The 16,897-nt window shown below is 70.9% G+C and carries 16 protein-coding genes; 5 read left to right on the top strand and 11 right to left on the bottom strand.

Annotation, left to right across the window (positions count from 1 at the left end):
• The 4 genes from ACFY36_RS34945 to ACFY36_RS34930 all read right to left on the bottom strand — a co-directional run bounded on the left by ACFY36_RS34945 (position 1) and on the right by ACFY36_RS34930 (position 4,417).
• Entirely contained in the window at positions 1 to 1,761 is a 1,761-nt protein-coding gene (locus ACFY36_RS34945; RefSeq protein ID WP_499750163.1) for a hypothetical protein, read from the bottom strand.
• Between the two features lie 110 nt (positions 1,762 to 1,871).
• Positions 1,872 to 2,867 (bottom strand): glycine betaine ABC transporter substrate-binding protein, encoded by a 996-nt coding sequence (locus ACFY36_RS34940; RefSeq protein WP_499750162.1) that lies wholly within the window; start codon positions 2,865 to 2,867, stop codon positions 1,872 to 1,874.
• Positions 2,868 to 2,984: 117 nt separating this feature from the next.
• Complete coding sequence (locus ACFY36_RS34935; protein ID WP_499750161.1) at positions 2,985 to 3,698, bottom strand: ABC transporter permease; 714 nt, start codon at positions 3,696 to 3,698, stop codon at positions 2,985 to 2,987.
• Positions 3,695 to 4,417 (bottom strand): ABC transporter permease, encoded by a 723-nt coding sequence (locus tag ACFY36_RS34930; protein WP_097317562.1) that lies wholly within the window; start codon positions 4,415 to 4,417, stop codon positions 3,695 to 3,697. The genes ACFY36_RS34935 and ACFY36_RS34930 overlap by 4 nt, the downstream gene beginning before the upstream one ends.
• A gap of 2 nt (positions 4,418 to 4,419) precedes the next feature.
• On the opposite strand from ACFY36_RS34930, the gene ACFY36_RS34925 reads away from it, so the two are divergent.
• Complete coding sequence (locus ACFY36_RS34925; protein ID WP_499750160.1) at positions 4,420 to 5,415, top strand: ABC transporter ATP-binding protein; 996 nt, start codon at positions 4,420 to 4,422, stop codon at positions 5,413 to 5,415.
• 14 nt (positions 5,416 to 5,429) lie between these two features.
• Here ACFY36_RS34925 and ACFY36_RS34920 read toward each other — a convergent pair whose 3' ends face one another.
• The 7 genes from ACFY36_RS34920 to folP form a co-directional block, all read right to left on the bottom strand.
• Positions 5,430 to 5,921 carry a hypothetical protein gene (locus ACFY36_RS34920; RefSeq protein ID WP_499750159.1) on the bottom strand — a complete coding sequence of 164 codons (492 nt, stop codon included), beginning with the start codon at positions 5,919 to 5,921 and terminating at the stop codon, positions 5,430 to 5,432.
• 56 nt (positions 5,922 to 5,977) lie between these two features.
• A complete protein-coding gene (locus ACFY36_RS34915; RefSeq protein ID WP_499750158.1) occupies positions 5,978 to 6,268 on the bottom strand; it encodes a hypothetical protein in 291 nt (96 codons plus the stop codon).
• A 19-nt stretch (positions 6,269 to 6,287) separates the two neighbouring features.
• Complete coding sequence (locus tag ACFY36_RS34910) at positions 6,288 to 7,532, bottom strand: ABC transporter permease (RefSeq protein ID WP_499750157.1); 1,245 nt, start codon at positions 7,530 to 7,532, stop codon at positions 6,288 to 6,290.
• A 123-nt stretch (positions 7,533 to 7,655) separates the two neighbouring features.
• Positions 7,656 to 8,123, bottom strand: a complete 468-nt coding sequence (locus ACFY36_RS34905) for a DUF3180 domain-containing protein (protein WP_499750239.1) — start codon at positions 8,121 to 8,123, stop codon at positions 7,656 to 7,658.
• 35 nt (positions 8,124 to 8,158) lie between these two features.
• A complete protein-coding gene (gene folK, locus ACFY36_RS34900) occupies positions 8,159 to 8,686 on the bottom strand; it encodes a 2-amino-4-hydroxy-6-hydroxymethyldihydropteridine diphosphokinase (protein WP_499750156.1) in 528 nt (175 codons plus the stop codon).
• On the bottom strand, positions 8,683 to 9,054 hold the full coding sequence (gene folB / locus ACFY36_RS34895) for a dihydroneopterin aldolase (RefSeq protein WP_499750155.1): 372 nt from the start codon (positions 9,052 to 9,054) through the stop codon (positions 8,683 to 8,685). The genes folK and folB overlap by 4 nt, the downstream gene beginning before the upstream one ends.
• Positions 9,055 to 9,059: 5 nt before the next feature.
• The gene (gene folP, locus ACFY36_RS34890) at positions 9,060 to 9,872 is read right to left on the bottom strand and encodes a dihydropteroate synthase (RefSeq protein WP_499750238.1); all 813 of its coding nucleotides are present in this window, start codon (positions 9,870 to 9,872) and stop codon (positions 9,060 to 9,062) included.
• A 364-nt stretch (positions 9,873 to 10,236) separates the two neighbouring features.
• Here folP and ACFY36_RS34885 point away from each other — a divergent pair, with 364 nt between their 5' ends.
• The 4 genes from ACFY36_RS34885 (at position 10,237) to ACFY36_RS34870 (ending at position 16,896) form a co-directional block, all read left to right on the top strand.
• Positions 10,237 to 10,530, top strand: a complete 294-nt coding sequence (locus tag ACFY36_RS34885; RefSeq protein ID WP_498692879.1) for a hypothetical protein — start codon at positions 10,237 to 10,239, stop codon at positions 10,528 to 10,530.
• Position 10,531: 1 nt separating this feature from the next.
• Positions 10,532 to 10,894, top strand: a complete 363-nt coding sequence (locus tag ACFY36_RS34880; protein ID WP_097317554.1) for a hypothetical protein — start codon at positions 10,532 to 10,534, stop codon at positions 10,892 to 10,894.
• Between the two features lie 103 nt (positions 10,895 to 10,997).
• The gene (locus ACFY36_RS34875) at positions 10,998 to 14,903 is read left to right on the top strand and encodes an ATP-binding protein (protein WP_499750154.1); all 3,906 of its coding nucleotides are present in this window, start codon (positions 10,998 to 11,000) and stop codon (positions 14,901 to 14,903) included.
• A 1-nt stretch (position 14,904) separates the two neighbouring features.
• On the top strand, positions 14,905 to 16,896 hold the full coding sequence (locus ACFY36_RS34870) for an MFS transporter (protein ID WP_499750153.1): 1,992 nt from the start codon (positions 14,905 to 14,907) through the stop codon (positions 16,894 to 16,896).
• Position 16,897 lies beyond the last annotated feature (1 nt).

Below are 16,897 nucleotides of genomic sequence, written 5' to 3'. Positions count from 1 at the left end.
TCAGTAACGCGGGCCGTAGCTCTCGTCGCCGCCGGCCGGGTACGAGGCGAAGTCGGCGAGGGTGCCGACGTTGGTGTCGTTGGCCGACGGGCGGTGGCGCTTGGCCTTGTAGGCGGGGTCGCTCGGGGCCTCGTCGTACCCGCCGTCGAGCCCGTAGTCGGCGGGCTGGCCGTAGGTGGCGGGCTGCCCATAGGTGGCCGGCTGGCCGTACGTGTTGGAGGTGCCGTACTCGCCGCTGTGGTCGTACTCCTCGTAGTCGGCCGGGCGGCCGTACTGGGTGGGGCGGCCGTAGCCGGTGGCCTCCGGGTAGTCGTCGTAGTAGCCCTGGTCGCCCTGATAGTCGTAGTCGTTCGGGGCGGCGTACCCGTCTTGCGGTGGCGCCGCGGAGCCGTAGGTGGCGCCGGCGGCCTGCGAACCGTAGACCGCCGGGGCCGGGGCGTCGGGGGTGTCGAGGTAGCCATTGCTCGCGCCGAAGTCGTCCTCGATGAACTCGGGTGCCGGCGCGCCGCCGTACTGGGTGCCCCGGCCGGGACCGGCCGGCCCCGGAACCGAGGCCGCTCCCCGCTGACGCGGCAACGGCCCGCTGCCGGGAACCTGGGCCGCGCCGGACGGCACCTGGGCGGCGCCCATCGGAACTTGAGCCGCACCGGACGAAACGTGACCCCCGCCGGGCGTCATGTGACCCGCGCCAGGCGTCACGTGACCCGCGCCAGGCGGAACGTGGGGCCCGCCGGGCGTCGCGTGGCCCGCGCCGGGCGGAACGTAGGCCTCACCGGGCATCGCGTGACCCGCACCAGGCGGAACGTGGGGCCCGCCGGGCGTCGCGTGGCCCGCGCCGGGCGGAACGTAGGCCTCACCGGGCATCGCGTGACCCGCACCGGACGTCATATGACCTGCACCAGGCGGAACCTGCGCCGCGCCGGCCGGAACTTGGGCCGCACCCGACGGGACCGAGGCCGCGCCCGACGGGACTGAAGCCGCGCCCGACGGGACCGAGGCAGCGCCGGAAGGGACGGAGGCGGCGCCCGACGGGACCGAGGCAGCTCCGGAAGGGACTGAAGCAGCGCCCGAGGGCACTGAAGCAGCGCCCGAGGGGACTGAAGCCGCTCCGGAGGGGACCTGGGCGGAGGCGGCGGGGACCCGCACGGCCGCAGCCGCCGCGGCGGCCGGGGCGGGCATCGGGCGGGCGGTGGGCGGGGCCGGGTTGCGGCCGCCTGTGCTCATGCCGGGGCCGGTGCGGGCCGGTGGCCGCACCGCGCCGGACGCGGACGCGACACCCGCGCGGCCGGGCGCCGGCGAAGGCGCGGGGTAGGGCTCGTCGGCGGGCGCCATCGGGTCGCCCTGGTCGTCCGCGAAGAACGGCGAGTCGTCGTAGGGGGAGCTGTCGAACGAGGTCGCCTCGTAAGGGGCCTCGTACGGAACCTCGTCGTAGGAGGGATCGGCCATCGGGGGCGGCGCGGCGCGCACCGGGGCGCTGGGCCGGCTGAACTCGGCGCGCAACTCGCGGCGCAGGACGGCCACCTCGTCGGCGACGCGGTCCTCGACGTGGGCGCGCTGGAGCACCGTGTCGCCGCGGATCAGCACCGAGGCGCCGATCAGGGCGACGCTGGCCGCGATGAGCAGCACGGCGAAGCGCACGGAGCCCGAATTGTCGCCGAGCAGCACGATCACCGCGGCCAGCGGCGCGAGCAGGACGCCCGCCCAGACAAGGCCACGGAGCAGGCGCGCGCTGTGACCCGCGACAGGTTCCTCTTCCGGCATGGGCGCCGATATTACCCAGGGCTCGCGGGAGGGCAAATGTTGAGCGCCGGGCTTCAGATTACCGAAACCCGGCGCTCACCTTCTAAACGGTGTCTAAACAGTGAAAACGGTCAGCCCGCGGCCAGCGATCCGTCCGAGCTGAAGACCAGGCCCACGCTGATCTGACCCTGCTTGAGCGCGCTCTTGGTGAGCGGGCCGCCCGCGTCGAGGCTGGAGAACTTGCCGGCCTGGAAGTTGTAGACCTCGGTCAGGCCGAGCTGGCACTTGGGCCGCTGCGGGCACTCGGCCGGGCCGCCGAGCACGGTGGCCGCGCCCGAGCACTTGCCGGCCAGGTCGGACAGCGTCTTGAGGCCGTTCTTGTCGGCGAACGCGGTGGTCACCGCGAACGCGTTCTGGTCCTGCGCGGCGGCGGGCTTGCCGAAGACCAGGCCCACCTTCTCGCCGAGCGCGGTCAGGTTTTTCACCGTGGTGTCGAGGTCGTTGGAGGACGGGTCGGCCCCGCTCTTGTCGACCTTGCCCTGCAGGAACGTGGCCAGGGTGGCCGCGTACTCCGGCACGACCGCGACGCTGCCCTTCTCGAGCGCGGGCTCGTAGAGCTCACGGTTGCCGATCTGCTGGACGGTGACCGTGTAGCCGGCGCCGGTCAGCGCCAGGGCGTAGATCTCGCCGAGGGTGGCGCTCTCGGTGAAGTTGCCGGCGCCGACGGTGATCTTGCCGCCGGGGCCCTTGGCCAGGCCGGCCGTGATGTTGTTGGCCGTCACGAACTCCTGCGCGGCCGCCTTGGACGACTTGCGGTCGATGTCGACCGCCTTGTTGAGCGCGATCAGCTTGGTGGTGTCGAGCGCGGCCGACACCTTGTCGAGGGCCGCGATCAGCTCGGGCGACGACGCCTTCTTGTTGATCGCCGGGATCACGTTGTCGGTGTTCTGGAGCTTCTTGTCGTCCTCGAGGACGACGAGCGCGTCACCGGCCACGGGGGCGCACCCGGCGCCCGCGGCGGCGGACGGCGGCGCCTCTGTGCCCGAGGAGCCCGCGTCGCCGCAGGCGGCGAGCGAGACGACGGCCACCGTTGCCGCGGCGGCCGCCAGGAAGATGTTTCGACGCATTACTGCCGCCTTCTGTGTCCCGGCACGACCAGAAGGCCGCGCCGCGTGTCCGGAGTTTCCCTGCCCTAGAAGGTCTACCCGGTGGGTGTGACAACTTTCGGCAAAGTTGCGGGTCCGTTACCCGGCCGGGTCGGCCGCGGCCACCTTCCGGCGGCGCACGGACCTCAATGGACGGGGCGTGACCAGGCGTTCCACGATGGCGAAGATTCCCTCGACGAGAAGTGCGAGGACCACCACAGCTATGCCGCCGGCCACAATCTGACCCCCGCCGACGCTGATGCCCAGCCCGAATCCGGCCGTGATGATCTGCCCGAGCCCGCCGCCGTTCACAAATGTTGCCAGCGTGGCCGTCGCCACCACCTGCACCGCGGCCGTGCGCAGGCCCGCGGCCAGGTAGGGGACCGAGAGCGGCAACTCCACCCGGCGCAACAATTGCCCGCCGGAGAGCCCCATGCCCTTCGCCGCGTCCTTGGTCTCGGCGTCGACCGACTGGAGGCCGGTGTAGGCGTTGGCCAGCAGCGGTGGCACCGCGAACACGGCCAGCGCGACGATGACCGGCAGCTTGCCGAAGCCGAGGGCGGTCAGCGGGAGGATCGTGAGCAAGGCGAGCGTCGGGATGGCCCGGGTCAGGTTGGCCACCGTGATGACGGCGCCGCCGCCCCGGCCGCGGTGGCCCAGCCAGATGCCGATCGGCAGGGCGACCACGCAGCCGATGAGCACGGCCCAGAAGCTGATGACGAGGTGCTCCTGGAGCCGGTCGATCAGCCCGCCGGGATTCGTCCAGTTGAGCGGGTCGTTCAGCCACTTGATGCCGTCGGAGAAGTAGCTCACGAGGCCCTCCGGCGGCTCCACGGCGTCAGCAGCCGGCCGAATCCGGCCAGCGCCAGGTCGAGGACCAGGGCCAGGGCGACGCACAGCACCGTGCCGGTCAGGATCTCCGCCTTGTAGAAGTTGTTCGCGAAGCCGCCCAGGATCAGATCGCCGAGGCCGCCGTTGCCGATGATCGAGCCGATCGTGACCAACGCCACGGTCGAGACGGTCGCCAGCCGCAGGCCGGTGACGATGCCGGGCAGCGCCAGCGGCAGCTCGACCCGCCAGAGCCGGCCGTAGCGGCCGTAACCCATGCCGGCCGCCGCGTCCCGGACCTCGTCGGGCACCTGGGTGAGCCCGGTCAGAGCGTTACGGACCACGATGAGCAGCGCGTAGAGCACCAGCGCGATCAGCACCGGCACCCGGCTGGTGGCGCCGAGCAGCGGCGCCAGCAGGGCCAGCAGAGCCAGGGACGGAATCGTGTAGAGGATGCCCGACAGTGCGAGAATCGGCCCGGTCAGCGGTTTGATCCAGTACGCGAGGACGGCGAGCGGGACGGCCACCAGCAGGGCGATGATCACAGTCTCGATCGTGATGCCGACGTGAAATCCTAGCTTGTCGAGGATGATGTCGGAGTTGTCTCGGACGTACTGCCAGGAGAACCACGGATTCCCGGGCCCGTCGTCGGCGGGTGCGGCCAGCGGCGGGGCGCCCGCCGGGGCCCACGACAGGAAGGACATACGTGGACGCTACCGCGATCACCGAGGGCGGACCCTCCCGGAGCGCTGCCTCGATCACCCTGCAGGACGTCGGGAAGACCTATCCGGACGGCACGGTGGCGGTCGGGGACTTCAGCCTCGAGGTCCGCGCCGGTGAGCTGACCGTGCTCATCGGGCCGTCGGGTTGCGGCAAGTCGACGATCCTTCGCATGATCAACCGGCTGATCGAGCCGACCCGGGGCACGATCCTGCTCGACGGGCAGGACATCCTGAAGCGCAACCCGGTCGAGCTGCGCCGCCACATCGGCTATGTGATCCAGAACGTCGGTCTCTTCCCGCACCAGAAGATCGGCGCGAACATCGGCACCGTTCCCAAGCTGCTCGGCTGGGACCGAGCCCGCGTGACGGCCCGCGTCGACGAGCTGCTGGAGCTGGTCGGCCTCGACCCGGCGAAATATCGCGACCGCTATCCGCACGAGCTCTCCGGCGGTCAGCGGCAGCGGGTGGGCGTGGCCCGGGCGCTCGCCGCCGACCCGCTGGTGCTGCTGATGGACGAGCCGTTCTCGGCGGTCGACCCGATCGCCCGCGGCCGTCTCCAGGAGGAGTTCCTCAAGCTGCAGGCCGAGGTCCGCAAGACGATCGTCATGGTGACCCACGACATCGACGAGGCGGTGCGCCTCGGCGACCGGATCGCGGTGCTGGCCGAGGGTGGCAAGCTCCAGCAGTTCGCGCCGCCGGCCGAGCTGCTGAGCCGGCCGAGCTCAGCCGCCGTGGCCAGCTTCGTCGGGGCCGACCGGGGCATCCGCCGGCTGGCGGTCACCCCGGTGCGTGACGCGCTCCAGCCGGCCGAGGGCCTTCAGGCCGGCGACCGGCCCACCGTGGACATCACGGGATCGCTGCACGACGCGCTGGCCGCGATGCTCACGGTGGACTCGGCCGAGGTGGTCGTGGTCGAGGACGGCCGGCCGGTCGGCACGGTCTCCCGCTCGGCCATCTTCGACACCCCGGCGTCCGTCTGACCCAGGGGTCCGGCCTAGCGCGTGCCCCGGTAGCCGCCGAGCGTGGCCAGACCGATGATCCAGCCCACGAACAGACCGTACGAGGCGCCGTTGCCCGCGGCCCTGAAGGCGGCGATCAGCGACGGGTTGGCCAGGAACAGGGTGGTGAACAGGGCGGCGAAACCGCCCGCGAAGATGTACGCCGACCAGCCCGAGAAGAACTGGCTGATCGTGCCGCGGGCCCGGGCCAGCTGCGAGCCGGGCAGCAGATAGAGGAAGAGCGCGGTCAGCACGACCAGCAGGATCGCCTTGAGGTCGGTGACCAGGATGTCGCGCAGCGAGTCGCTGGTGTCGAACGACCAGCGCGGCCAGGCCAGCAGGTTGAGGAACCACCCGCCGGCGGTCTCCGGGTCGGCGTTGTCGCTCGCCCAATCGGCGTACCAGGGGCTGCCGAAGACGAGCACGAGTATGAGCGCGGCAAGGGTGCCCGCACCAGGCACAGACTTGTATCGGTTACCGAGAGCCATGCGCGGCTAATTCCCAGCGCGGCTCCCGTTTCAAACGACGAGCGTGAATCCCCTGGTCACGCCTTCTTCTGCAGATAATCGATGAACGCCGCGCGCAGCAGGGGCTCCTGCTCTCCGTACGCGATGTGGCCCTCGAACTCGCGCCACAGCGCGACCGCCTCGTCGATGATGGGGCCGATCGAGTTGGGCGCGCCATCCAGCTCGGCCGCCTCGTCGGCGTCCGGCAGGTTGCGGAAGACCGTCCAGAAGAACTTGATGTCGTGCCGCTCCCGGGCCAGGGCGAAGGCGCGCTCGCGCAGCTCCTCGGTGGGCAGGGCGTCCAGCTCGGCGAAGCTTCCAGAGGTCATGCGAGCAAGCATAAAGCGATCATCGGGTGGTTCCCCACGGACCCGCGTCCCAGCGGTCGGTGCGGCCCGTCGTCGTGCTCGTGGTGGACCAGGTCTCGGGCAGGTCGGGCGACCAGTTGGCGCCGGTCGTGGCCGGCGCCGCGTTCCACTCCGGCTCGCCACCGGCCGGCAGGGGTCTGCCGTACGTCTCGACGAGCCGCGTGACGATCAGGCCGCCACCGAAGACCGCGGCCGCGATCGCGAACAGCGCGATGTCGAATTTCTCCCGGGTCTGGTAGTCGAGGAACAGGGTCAGGGCGCTGACCGCGAACAGCGTCCCGAAGATGCCGCCGCGACGGCCGTACGCGCTGGTGCCGGCCAGCATGGCCAGGCCGAGCGCGATGCCCGTCCACTCCAGGCCGGTGCCGGGCAGGATCGGGGTGCTCGACTGGGCGGCGAACAGCACGCCGGCCGCCACCGCGAAGACCGAGGAGATCACCAGGGTGCCGATCACCGGCACCGCCACCGCCGCGCCCCGGCGGGCGGCCGGGTCGCCGGCCGGGCGCAGGCGGCCCAGCCAGCGGCGTACCGGGCCGACCGTGCCGAGGGCGCCGCCGAGCACGGCCAGCAGCGCGAAACCGCCGAAGAGGAAGAAGGCCTGTTCGGTCGGGTCGTAGTCGCCCTGAACCACGACCGGCGCGATCCGCAGCTGGTCGTAGACGATCACGCCGAGGGCCGCCGCGAGCGTGGCCGCCCAGCCCGGCACGTGCAGCACGAGGATCAGCAGGCCGATCAGCACGGCGCCGGCGGCGGCGATGATCAGCGCCGGGACGGCCGCCTTGACCAGGCCCTGGTCGCCCTGCTCGGCGTACTGAAGGGCGGCCGCCAGCGCGATCGGGCCGAGCGCCAGGTTGGGCACGCCGGCCCGCAGGGTCAGCCCGGCCCCGAGCGTGAGCAGGCCGATGGCGGCGCCGGTGACGAGAAGGTTGTCGAGGCCGGGGCGCTGGAGCGCGTCCGAGTCGGCCCGCCACAGCATGTAGCCGATCGCCACCGCGGCGACCAGCAGCACGACCTCCCAGCCGAGGTGGATGCCGAGGCGGTCGCGGCCGTCCTCATCGGCGTCGGCCCGGCGCATCACATCGGTCGTGGTGGTGTCGCCCGGATCGTCGAGCTGCTCGGCGCGGCGGCGCTGCTCGGCCGCGGCCAGAGTGTTCGCACGGTAGGCGGCGGGATCGGTCGGCTGCTCATCGGCCGGCCGGCGGTAGGTCGCCTCGTCGTACGCCATAGCCGTGCCTCCCTCCTCTGCGTCCCCGCGCGTCGGCACGCCGAGATCCGCCGGGTCGCAAGGCCCGCGCCCAGAGCATACGGATAGGAGTCGGTCTCAGTTCAAGGCCGAAAACAAGGGGTGTCAGCGCAGGCCGGAATCTTCCTCGTCCTTGGAGTCGGGACGCTCCGGGACCCGGCACGACCGCTCGAGCCAGAGGGCGGCCCCGACCAGCGCGAGCGCGCCCACGAGGCCGCCGACCGCCTTGGGGATGTCGTCGTGCGCGGCCTGGGTCGGCTCCATCGCGAGCCACGCCAGCAGACCGGCCGAGAACCCGGCCGAGATGGCCCCGACCAGCGAGGACGCCTTGGCAAGAGCGACATATCGCGCGACCGCCAGCGGGTCGACCGGCATCGTGCCGGGTTTGCGCTGGATGCGGGCGCTGGTGTTCTGCGCGAGCAGGCCCTCGGCCACCGCGAGCACGGCCAGCACGATCACCGGCGACCAGGGCAGCTCGGGCAGCGACGAATAGGAGAAGCTGAGCAGCAGCCAGCCCACGGCGGCCGAGGCCAGCCCGGCCACGATCAGCACCGAGATGCTGGTCGGGCGCATCGACGGGTCCGACTTGGGCGCCTGCGGGTTGCTGCTCACCCGTCCGACTCTAGTGGGAGGTCGGGCCTCGGGGTCAGCCCGGCGAGGTCGTCCGCGAGGGCGGGGTCGTTCAGCAGATCGGTGAGCCAGCCGTGCCCGGGCAGCCGGCCGTACGGATCGATGTCGATCCACGGGCGCAGCACGAAGGCTCGCAGGTGGGCCCGCGGGTGCGGCAGCGTGAGCTCGGGATCGTCGCTGGTCACCGGCTCGTCGTCGGCGTTCCAGACCGCGATGACGTCGACGTCGAGGGTGCGCGGGCCGAAGCGGCGCTCCGGGTCGCGGACCCGCCCGGCGGCGGTCTCGGCGGCCCGGGCGCGCTCCAGCCAGTCGTGCGGCGCGGCCTTCGGGTCGACGGCCAGAACCACCGCGTTGAGGTACGGGGGCTGGTCGGCGTCGCCCCACGGCGGGGTCTCGTAGACACCGGACATCGTCACGACGCTGTCGCCGAGGATCCGTACGGCCTGTTGAAGATGTCTCTGACGATCGCCGAGGTTGCTGCCCAGGGACAGGACGGCCCGCGTCATGGCCGGCTCCGGCGCAGGGTCACCGCGACGTCGGCGAACTCCAGCGGGATCGGCGCCTGCGGTTTGTGGACGGTGACCTCGGCCGTGGCCACCCGCCGGTCCTCCAGGCAGGCCGTGACCAGCCGGTCGGCCAGGGTCTCGATCAGGTTGACCGGCTCGCCGCCGACGATCGCGGCCAGGCGCTCGGCCAGCTCGCCGTAGTGCACCGTGTCGGTGACGTCGTCGCTGGCCGCGGCCGGGCCGAGGTCGAGGTCGAGGCGTACGTCGATGACGAAGTCCTGGCCCTGCTCGCGCTCGAAGTCGAACACGCCGTGCCGGCCCCGCACCCGCAGCCCGCTGAGCGAGATCCGCCCCTGCTCCTCGTTCATGATCCCTAGCTTGCCGTACGCAGGCGCGGAGATCCGGTGGCGCGCCAGACCGCGAGCGCGTCCGCCGTCGAACGCACATCGTGCACGCGGACACCCCAGGCCCCGGCGGCGACCGCCAGCAGGGAGGTGGCGAGCGTGGCCGCCTCGCGCTCCTCGACCGGGCGCGGCGTGCCGTCGGCGCCGGCGAGCAGGCGGCCGAGGTACGTCTTGCGGCTGGCCGCGAACAGGAGCGGGTAGCCGAGGCCGACGAGGACGTCGAGATGGGCGCTGAGGGCCCAGTTGTGCTCGGCCGTCTTGGCGAAGCCGAGCCCGGGGTCGAGAATGATCTGTCCCGGCGCGACTCCGGCCGCGAGCGCCTCGTCCACCCGCTGGAGCAACTCGTCGCGCACCTCGGCCACCACGTCGGAGTAGACGGCCAATTCATTCATGTGCCGCGAGTGGCCACGCCAGTGCATCAGGATCAGCGGGCAGCCGGCCTCGGCGGCCACCCGGGTCATGTCCGGGTCGGCCAGCCCGCCCGACACGTCGTTGATCACGGCCGCGCCGGCCTCCAGCGCGGCCGCGGCCACGGCCGCCCGCGTGGTGTCGATGCTGATCAGCACCCCCGCCGCGGCCAGTTCCTTGATCACCGGAACCACCCGGGCGATCTCGGTCGGCGCGTCCACCCGCTCCGCGCCCGGGCGTGTCGACTCGCCGCCGATGTCCACGATGTCCGCGCCGGCTTTCCGGAGATCGAACCCGTGCGCAACTGCGAACTCCTCGTCCGTGTATTTCCCACCGTCCGAGAACGAGTCCGGCGTGACGTTGAGGACGCCCATCACCACCGGATGATCCACATGAATCAGGCGGTGGCCCGCGACCTGCGATTCCGTCGGCTGAGTCGTCACAGGACGAGGGTACGGCGGGTGACGTTGTCGCACGTGCGTACGATGGACCGTGACTCATTTTCACGCACGCCATCACCTTGCGTAACGTTTCAGACGCTTGTAGCCAAGAAGTACGAGCCGTACTCTTCGGAACTGGGCATCATTGAAGGAACCGAAGAGAGCAGACGAGCATGGCGCTGCCCGAACGGCTCACTCGACGCGCGGGGTGGGAAGTAGCACCATATGGGCGTTGCCGTGAGGCACCACAACTGCAGCGTGCCCGGAACCCCCTAGCCGGGCACGGGGAGGTTTACCGATGATCGCCACTGAGCTCGCCACGCAGGCCGCGTCCGTGCTCCAGCAGGTTACGCTCGCCGCGCCCGAACCCAAGGGCATCGACACCAATGGCGTCGTCAAATTCTTCGCCAGCAACATCGCGCCGATCCTGCTCGCGGTGCTGGGTGTGATCTTCATTGGACGGGCCAGCCGCGGTGAGATCTCCAAGGTGCTGACGAGTTCGGCCATCGCCATCGTGGGCCTGGCGTTCATCGCCGGCGCGGCCACGTTGTTCTTCGTCGGCGACTTCCTCATCGATCTGATCTTCAGCTGAGATGCGGCTTCGCACCGACGACGACATCTACCGGGCGCGCCTGCTCTACCTCGGCCCCCCGGGATACACCCTGCCCGTCCATCTGCCCTACGCCCAGTACGGCATGTTCGTGGCGCTGGTGCCCTTGTTCATGCTCCTGCACTACCTGATGACGTTCAAATTCGACGCGTTCCCCGCCTGGGAGATCGCGCTGGCGATGGTCACGACGTCATACGTGTTCCGGCACGTCGACCCCGACCGTCCCGCCCGAGTCGTCATCCGCACCGCGCTCACCGACTGGCGCCGCACCCGCGAGCCGGCCGACGAGCGGCGCGATCCGCGTCTTGTCGCCACTCGCATCCGGGTTCGGGAGGAGTTGGTATGACCAGTTCCATCGCGCTCTTCCACGGGGTCGGCGCATGACCGGACCGATTCCGCCCGGGCATCCCCGCGCGGCTGCGCAGCGGCCGGGCATGCAGAGTAACGGTGTGCGTTCGGACAACTACGCTTCGCCAGATTCTCCCGATGACGGTGTCGACGACCTCGTCGCCGCGCCGGGGCACGGCGGGGTGGGCGTCTTCCAGCCACCCCAGCCGGTACGCCCGCGCGGCGCGGCGGTCGACACCACGCTCGACATCGATTCGCCGTTCCTCGATCTGTTCGGCGGGGTGGCCGCGCCGGCCCCCGTCCAGGGCACTCCGGCGAGTGAATCCCGCACGATTCCGGACGACGGCGCCGACTTCGACTTCGGCTTCGACTTCGACGACCGCCCCACCACGGCGAACGGTTTCGGCCCGCCCCCGGTCACCGATCCGGCCCCGCCGGCCGCCCGCCCCGTGTCCCCGGCCGCCCGCCCCATGCCACCGGCCGCCGACCCGGTGCCGCCGCGGACCGCCGCCGCCCCCGCGCCGGCCGTCTCGTCGCCGCCCGTCTCGTCGCCGCCCGTCTCGGCACCTCCCGTTTCGGGGCCCCCCGCTTCACCGTCTCCTGTTTCCTCGCCTCCCGTCGCTTCGCCCCCCGTCTCGTCGCCCCCGGCCGCGCGGCCGATCTCCGCGCAGCCGATCTCCGCGCAGCCGATCTCGTCACAGCCGGTCTCCTCGCAACCCGTCTCCGCGCAACCCGTCTCCGCGCAGCCGAGCTCAGCGCCCCCGGCGTACTCGCCGACCGAGTCCTCGCCATCGGCCTACTCGCCGGCCGACTCCTCGCCGTCGGCCTACTCGCGGCCCGACACCTCGCGCTCGGCCGCCACGCCGCCCGACACCTCGCCGTCGGCCTACCCACGGGCTGACACCTCGGCGTACGCGCCGGTGCCGGTCGAGCCTGGCGTCGTGCCGGTGGACGGTCCGCCCGTACCGGCGCCGGCGTCCGATTTCGATCAGGGTGAATCGGGCGCCTGGGGCGTGCCGGAGCCGGTGTCGCCGTACAGCCGGGCGCCCGTCGGTCCGCAAGCCGATTTCTTCGAGTCCTCGGGCGATCTGAGCGTCGACGACTGGCCCGACTTCGACAACTGGCCGGCCTCGCCGCAGGTCGGCGCGGCCGCACCGCCCGCCACCGAGCCGGTACCGGCGCCGCCGGTGTCCACGCCGCCGCTCTGGCAGACCGTGGGCAGCTCCGGTCTTCCGCCGGTGCGCGACCTCCGGAGCTCGGCCGGCCCGGATGCGCTCGCCGACCCGTACACCCAAGAAGCGCAAGCAGCCTCGCTGCCCGTGCCCGCGCAGGAGAAAGCCCCGGCCAAGCGCAAGGAGAAGGCACCGGCCAAGCGCAAGGAGCCGAGGAACCTGCCGGTCCGGCAGGAGAAGAAGGCACGCCCGGCTCCGCTGCGGCCGCACAAGCTGAAGTTCAACGACCGTGACCCGGCCATGGAGCTGGAGATCAGCGAGATCGCCGGTCACCTGACCTTCACGCAGAGCACGGTCACCGCCTGGTACTCGCTGCCCGAGGTGCGATGGGCCTTCCGGCCCGACGCCGAGCGCGAGGCGCTGCTCAGCGCCATCTCCGAGCAGTACGCGGGCCTGGCCGGCTTCCGGCTGCACCTGCGCCGCACCAACCGGCCCTTCCCGGCCGACGAGTGGGCCCGCACGGTCGACTCCTTCACCGCGAAGCCGCTGCCCGACGTGCGGGGCGGCACCAGCTGGTCCGATCACCTGGTCGCGGCTCAGCGGCACCTGCTCTCGGTCAACCACGCCGAGGGGCAGACCTACCTGGGCGTGACCTTCGCGCGGCGCTCGCTGGGTGACACGTTCTCCGAGCGCATCCTGCGCATCTTCGGGCGCGGGACGTCCGACAGCGAAAGGCGCAAGCTCGGTCGTACGGTCGAGCAGTTCGACGAAGTTCTCAATGCATTCGGCATGCGCGGGCGGCGCGTCACCCCGCAGGAGCTGGAATGGCTCCTGTTCCGCTCGGTCGCGCTGTGCATGTCGCCGCCCGGGCCGCTCTCGCCGGTCACCAACGGGCAGTGGGACACCGGTGATCTGCTCGCGCTGACCGAGCAGGTGGAGCGCTACCGGACGCCGTACGGCTCCACGGTCAAGCTGGTCAACCGCATGACCGGCGAGGAGAGGCACGTGGCCGTGCTCTCCGTCGGCCGCATGGAACCGCTGGAGATCCCCGAGAAGCACGAGCCGTGGCTGCACTTCCACGAGCGTCTGCCGTGGCCCATGGAGATCTCCTCGCGCATCGACATCCTCGGCTCCGGCAGCTCGTTCAAGAACCTCGAGCACCGGCTCCGCATGATCCGGTCGCAGCAGCTCGACTACGCCGAGCACGGCATCGACGCCCCGCCCGAGCTGGAGCGCCTGGCCAAGCGGGCCCTGGTGATCGGCGACGAGATGACCACCGGCCTGCCCGTCGAGTCGGCTCGTGCGCACGGCTGGCACCGCATCGCGGTCGGCGGCGCCACCCGCGAGGAATGCCTGGAAAGGGCCCGGCGGCTCATCCAGCTCTACTCGCGCGAGATGCGGATCTCGCTGCAGCACCCGAAGAACCAGGACCAGCTGGCCCGCGAGTTCATCCCCGGCGAGCCGATCGCCAACACCGGCTACGTCCGGCGGATGCCGGTCAAACTGCTGGCGGCGGCGCTGCCGCAGGCGGCCTCGACGGTCGGTGACCGGCGAGGTGACCTGATCGGGCGTACGGCCGGAACCTGCCGGCGGCCGGTCTTCCTCGACCTGCACTTCCCGATGGAGGTTCGGGAGCGCTCCGGCCTGGGCGTGTTCGTGGCCGAGCCCGGCGGTGGAAAGTCGACGCTGATGGGCGCGCTCGGCTATCTGAACGCCCGCCGGGGCGTACAGGTAACCCTGCTCGACCCGTCCGGGCCGCTGGCCCGGCTGTGCCAGATGCCGGAGCTGCGCCCGTATTCACGGGTGCTGAACCTGACCGGTTCTGAACAGGGCACGCTCGCCCCGTACGCGCTGATCCCGACGCCGGTCCGCTCCGAGTTCGCGACCGGGCCCGGCGGCGACCGCGAGTTCGAGATCGCGGTCTCCAACGCCCGGGCCGAACGCCGCATGCTGGTGCAGGACATCTGCTCGATGCTGGTGCCGCCCCAGGTGGCGAAGGAGGCGTCGACGGCGACCCTGCTCCGGCACGCGGTGCGCCAGGTGCCGGCCGAGGAGTCGTCCACGCTGGACGACGTGGTCCGCACCCTGCAGGGCCTGGACGACGACGAGGGCAAGGAACTGGCCAACCTGCTCCTGGACACGGCGGAGATGCCGCTGGCGCTGCTGTTCTTCGGCTCGCCGCCGCAACATCTGCTGGGCGCGGACGCGGCGCTGACGGTCATCACGATGGCCGGCCTGCGCCTGCCCGACCTGAAGATCGAGCGCGAGTACTGGTCGGCCGAGGAGTCGCTGGCCCTGCCGATGCTGCACACGGCCCACCGGCTGGCGGTGCGGCGCTGCTACGGCGGGTCGATGTCGTCACGCAAGATGGTGGGACTGGACGAGGCGCACTTCATGGAGGGGTGGCGCTCGGGCCGCTCGTTCCTGGTCCGCCTGGCCCGCGACAGCCGGAAGTGGAACCTGGCGGCGCTGGTGGCCTCGCAGAACCCGCGGGACATCCTGGGTCTGGACGTGCAGAACCTGGTGTCGACAGTGTTCGTGGGCCGCATCGCGGAGGACCAGGAGATCGCCTCGGAGGCCCTGCGCCTGCTGAGGGTGCCGGTGCACGACGGTTACGAGGCGACGCTAGCCTCTCTGTCGCAAGTGGACACGTCATCGTCGTCGAGGCTCGGTTTCCGCGAGTTCGTGATGCGTGACGTGGACGGCCGGGTGCAGAAGGTCCGCGTGGACGTGTCGTACGTCGAGGGCTTGCTCGAACACCTCGACACAACGCCGACGGCCGCGAAGGCGCCACCGACGGCCATTCCGATGTCGCCGTCCGACCGGGAGGCTTGAGATGGTGCGGCGGGGATTGGCGCTGCTGCTGACGATGTTCGTCGTCGTCGTGGCGTCGATCGTGTGGGCGGTCGCCCCGCAGCCGGCTTCGGCCACACCGGCCGGCTTGCCGACAAAGGCCCCGGGCGGCGCATGCAGCGTCGAGGAGTGGCAGCAGGACATCCCAGGCTGCGTCGACCGACTCACTGAGGTCGGAACCGCTCGCGCACAGTGCTTGAACGCGCCGACGCCGAGCACACCGGATTCTGGTCTCGCTGGGTGGTTCGCCGAGCGGCCCGAGACCAAGGACGCGAAGACCAGCTTCCCAGGCCTCTACAGTGACTATGGGTACGCCGGATACAGCTATACGACCTACGACCTGGATAGTGGTTGCGCCTCGACAGTGGTCGACCCCGACTACAAGTTCGAGACGACCATCGCCAACGGCGAATTCATGATCGCGACCGCTGTCATCGGCGCGTCCAACGCTCTTCGGGAGAGAGCTTGGGACCCGCAGGCGCTATGGGGCTGGGCCGATCCCCTCGTAGACCAAGCCACCAAGGCTGTCTACGAGAAGGTCTTCAGCGTCTTTGGCGTCATCACTTTGGGCGTCGTGGGCCTCTACCTCCTCTGGCGGTCGAGGCAAGCCGAGATGGGCGCGGCCACAACCACAGCAGGCTGGGCAATTCTCATCATGGTCGCCGTGACCGCAATCGCGGCGTGGCCGGTTCGATCGGCGAACATCGCCGACGGAACGTTGATCACCACGCTCGGGGTGGTACACGATGCCGTCGGCCCTCGGCCTGACTCTCCGCCGGCCGACTGTTCGCTCGGTGGCAATGCATGCGAGGACAACCGTCCGCCAGCAGTGCGAGCCAGTGACACCGTTACCGAGTCCATGCTCTACCGCAACTGGCTTCGCGGGCTTCTCGGATCGGCGGACAGCGAGACGGCCAAGAAGTACGGCATGGCTCTCTACGACGCACGGTCCTTGACGTGGGATGAAGCGCAGCGGATCCGGGAGAATCCCGCAACGCGTGACGGCGTCTTGGACGGCAAGAAGGAACAATGGGAGCGGGTCGCCGAGCAGATCAAGCAAGAAGACCCGGAAGCCTATGAGTATCTGCAGGGCGTCAACGGCATGGACCGCATCGGCGCTGGATTCATCGCGGTGCTGGCAGCCGTCCTGTTCGCGATGTTCGATCTCACGGCATCCGTTCTGGTCCTGCTCGGCTTCCTGGTCTTCCGCTGGGCGGTGATCGCGGCTCCCATCCTGGGCACCATCGGTCTTCTTCGCCCCGCGAGCGCGGGCATCAAGCGTCTCGGCAACGCCGTCGTGGCCGCCGTGTTCAACATCCTCATCTTCGGCACCGGCGCCGCGATCTACCTCTTCGCCGTGGATATGATCATGAGCACGGTCAGTCTTCCGGGCTGGCTTCAGGTCGTTCTGGTCTGGCTCTGTGGCGTGGCCGGGTGGCTGCTTCTGCGCCCCTACCGCCGGATCACGCAACTCGGCGGCAAGGACGGCGCCCGTACGATCGCCACTGGCTCCTGGACGCGGAACTTCTTCCGCGACATGCGGGAGGCGGCCAAGACCGAGTCTGCCGACGGCGACAACCGTCAGGTGGTCGGCAAGGACGGCCGTACCGTGTACGTCGATCAGACCAACCTCCGGCCCGAAGCCCGGCTCGAGGACCCCGCCCACTCCGCCGCGAGCCGTGGTGATCTGGCTCCGGTCACCGCTGGATCCGGGAGGCGCAGCGGCGGCCCGACCCGGCCGGACGGTAAAGAGTCGGTACGGGACACGACCGAGGCGGCGGCGCCGGAGAAGGACTCGACCGGCACGAAGGAGAAGGCCACCACCGCTTCCCGGTCGCGGGCGACGTCCAGCTGGACCGAGCCGGACGAGGCCGAACGGCCGGCGTCCTTCACGATCTACCGGCCGGAGACCGGCTCCAGCACGCCGGAGCCGGCGCCACCGGCTACCCCGCGGGTGCGCTCCGAGGCGAAGTGAT

Source organism: Actinoplanes sp. NPDC000266, assembly GCF_042899005.1.
Lineage (GTDB): Bacteria > Actinomycetota > Actinomycetes > Mycobacteriales > Micromonosporaceae > Actinoplanes.
This window is presented reverse-complemented; position numbering and strand designations above follow the sequence as displayed.

Bases quoted from the DNA above. Each gene is read 5' to 3' on its own strand.
- ACFY36_RS34920 (WP_499750159.1), bottom strand. From the start codon at position 5,921: ATGGCTCTCGGTAACCGATACAAGTCTGTGCCTGGTGCGGGCACCCTT.
- folB (WP_499750155.1), bottom strand. From the start codon at position 9,054: ATGAACGAGGAGCAGGGGCGGATCTCGCTCAGCGGGCTGCGGGTGCGG.
- ACFY36_RS34915 (WP_499750158.1), bottom strand. From the start codon at position 6,268: ATGACCTCTGGAAGCTTCGCCGAGCTGGACGCCCTGCCCACCGAGGAG.
- ACFY36_RS34940 (WP_499750162.1), bottom strand. From the start codon at position 2,867: ATGCGTCGAAACATCTTCCTGGCGGCCGCCGCGGCAACGGTGGCCGTC.
- ACFY36_RS34945 (WP_499750163.1), bottom strand. From the start codon at position 1,761: ATGCCGGAAGAGGAACCTGTCGCGGGTCACAGCGCGCGCCTGCTCCGT.
- folP (WP_499750238.1), bottom strand. From the start codon at position 9,872: ATGGGCGTCCTCAACGTCACGCCGGACTCGTTCTCGGACGGTGGGAAA.
- ACFY36_RS34880 (WP_097317554.1), top strand. From the start codon at position 10,532: ATGCGGCTTCGCACCGACGACGACATCTACCGGGCGCGCCTGCTCTAC.
- ACFY36_RS34870 (WP_499750153.1), top strand. From the start codon at position 14,905: ATGGTGCGGCGGGGATTGGCGCTGCTGCTGACGATGTTCGTCGTCGTC.
- folK (WP_499750156.1), bottom strand. From the start codon at position 8,686: ATGACGCGGGCCGTCCTGTCCCTGGGCAGCAACCTCGGCGATCGTCAG.
- ACFY36_RS34910 (WP_499750157.1), bottom strand. From the start codon at position 7,532: ATGGCGTACGACGAGGCGACCTACCGCCGGCCGGCCGATGAGCAGCCG.
- ACFY36_RS34930 (WP_097317562.1), bottom strand. From the start codon at position 4,417: ATGTCCTTCCTGTCGTGGGCCCCGGCGGGCGCCCCGCCGCTGGCCGCA.
- ACFY36_RS34905 (WP_499750239.1), bottom strand. From the start codon at position 8,123: ATGCGCCCGACCAGCATCTCGGTGCTGATCGTGGCCGGGCTGGCCTCG.
- ACFY36_RS34885 (WP_498692879.1), top strand. From the start codon at position 10,237: ATGATCGCCACTGAGCTCGCCACGCAGGCCGCGTCCGTGCTCCAGCAG.